Below are 1,989 nucleotides of genomic sequence, written 5' to 3'. Positions count from 1 at the left end.
GGTGCGCGCTCGCGTCCAGGGCTCGGCGCACGGTGGCCTCCAGGCGCGGCTCCACGACGTCGTCCTGACGGTCGCTCATCTCTCGGCTCCCAGACCGGTCAGTGCGAACTCCTCGAGCTCGGGATGCTCCCGCAGTTTGGCCAGGGCCCGGGAGGCCTGGCTCTTGACGGTGCCGACCGAGCAGCCGAGCAGATCGGCGACCTCCTCGGCGGACAGGTCCTCCCAGTACCGCAGCACCACGACCGCCCGCTGCCGCTCCGGCAGTCGGGCGAGGAGCGAGACCAGCAGATCCCGCTCCGCGACGTCGGACCGCCCGGCGTCGGCCGCCGGACGGTCCGGGACGAACGGCATGAGCAGGTGCGCCACCCGGCGGCGACGGTGACGGCTGCGGTTGTTGTTCACCAGCGCCCGCCGCACGTAGGCGTCGGCCGTCTCCTCGCGCAGGCCGCGCCAGTGCGGATACACCTTGACGAGCGTGACCTGGACCAGGTCCTCGGCCTCGTGGAAGTCGCCGGTGAGCAGATAGGCGGTGCGCACCAGGGCGGTCCAGCGGGCGGCCACGAAAGTGCTGAAGTCGCCCCAGCCCTCGTCGCCGCCGCGCCGTCCCCCGGCTGCCGCCGCCGTGCCGTCCTGCACGCGTGCCCGTCCCCGCTCTGTCCGTCAGTGCCAGTAGGTCTCGTGGCTGAGCCGCTTGCCGCCGGCGGTGAACGTGTCCACGCTGCGGATGTACTGGCCCTTGCTGATCGGGATGGCGAACGCGTCGAATCCGGTTCCCCGCAGATGCACCGAGTTGGCGCGGTAGGTGCGGCCGTTCGTGAACGTCAGCACCGCGTAGGCGACCGGCGGGGCGTCCTGGCCGACGAACAGCCGGTAGCCGGAGGTGCCTTTGCCGGTCAGACCCCACAGGCCCTCGCTGCCGGTGGCCTGCGTCGGGCCGGTCACGCCCTGGCAGTCCGACCACGTTCCGCCCTGGTGGTCGACGCGGACGCCGCCCAGGTACATCCGCTGGCACAGCAGCCCCGTGTACGCCGGGGCGGGGAAGCCGGGCGGCGGCGTGGGGATCTTGTAGCCCGCGGGCAGGCGGCGGTAGTACTCCAGCTCGACCTTCCAGGCGACCTGGCCCATCCGGCCCTGGCCGACGAGCGCGCTCGACACGTCCGAGCGCGCGGCCGCGGCGGCCGCCGCCGGGTGCGCGGTGGTCACGGAGCTCGCCGTCCTCGGCCGCGCGGCGGCCACGGTGGCGCCCGTCGCTGCGGAGGCGGAGGCGACGCCCGACAGGGCGATCCCGGTGGCCGCGGCCGCTGCGACACCCGCCCCCGCGAGCACCTTCCAACGGGTCCGCTTGGTCTGTGTGGCAGACACAGGACTCCTCACATCGTTTCGAGAATCGGCAGGAGGAAGGAGCCCCCCGGCTCCCTCCCGCCCTCTCTACTCCGGCGCGACGCCGCAGGGTTGCACGAGATCGGCGGCGATAGGCTGCACACGGTGGAACGTCGGGCTCGTAGACGGACGGTGCATGGACGGGCGGTGCATCGACGGACGGTGCATCGACGGACGGGGGAGCGGACATGACGGGAACGGAACGCACCGACTGGCGCCTGACCGAGGACGTGGAGGAGTTCCGCGCCGCGGCCGACGCCTGCCTCGCGGCGGACCCGGCGGCCAACACCGTGCTGTTGACGGTCAGTGAGACGGTCCGACAGCGCGGGCCGTTCGCCTTCGACGCCGACCGGCCCGCGCGGTTCGGCTGGCGTCCCGGTCCCGACGGGAGGGTGGTCGCTGCCTTCGTGCAGACGCCGCCGCGCGGGCCGCTGCTCAGCGTCATGGACGCGGAGTCCGCGCGGGCGCTCGCGGCGGTGCTCGGGCCGGTCACGACGGCGATCGGCGAGGACGCCACCGTGCGCGCCTACGCGGCGGCCACCGGCCGGGACTGGCGGGTGTTCCGCGCCGAGCGCCTGTTCCGGCTCGGTGAGGTGACCGAGCCGGGGC

At 73.9% G+C, this 1,989-nt stretch carries 2 protein-coding genes and 1 pseudogene; 1 reads left to right on the top strand and 2 read right to left on the bottom strand.

Going from position 1 to position 1,989, the window contains the following annotated elements:
* Window positions 1-75: 75 nt before the first annotated feature.
* Window positions 76-636 carry a SigE family RNA polymerase sigma factor gene (locus tag TR48_RS29160; RefSeq protein ID WP_042372900.1) on the bottom strand — a complete coding sequence of 187 codons (561 nt, stop codon included), beginning with the start codon at window positions 634-636 and terminating at the stop codon, window positions 76-78.
* Between the two features lie 24 nt (window positions 637-660).
* Complete coding sequence (locus TR48_RS29155; RefSeq protein ID WP_042372898.1) at window positions 661-1,362, bottom strand: hypothetical protein; 702 nt, start codon at window positions 1,360-1,362, stop codon at window positions 661-663.
* Window positions 1,363-1,568: 206 nt separating this feature from the next.
* Between TR48_RS29155 and TR48_RS43705 the strand changes: the two are divergent.
* A pseudogene (locus TR48_RS43705) lies at window positions 1,569-1,989 on the top strand (GNAT family N-acetyltransferase); the annotation flags it as partial.

The sequence above is a fragment of the Streptacidiphilus neutrinimicus genome (genome assembly GCF_000787815.1).
In the GTDB taxonomy this organism is placed as follows: domain Bacteria; phylum Actinomycetota; class Actinomycetes; order Streptomycetales; family Streptomycetaceae; genus Streptacidiphilus; species Streptacidiphilus neutrinimicus.
The sequence above is the reverse complement of the archived record's forward strand: the minus strand, read 5'-3'. Positions and strand labels throughout refer to the sequence as shown.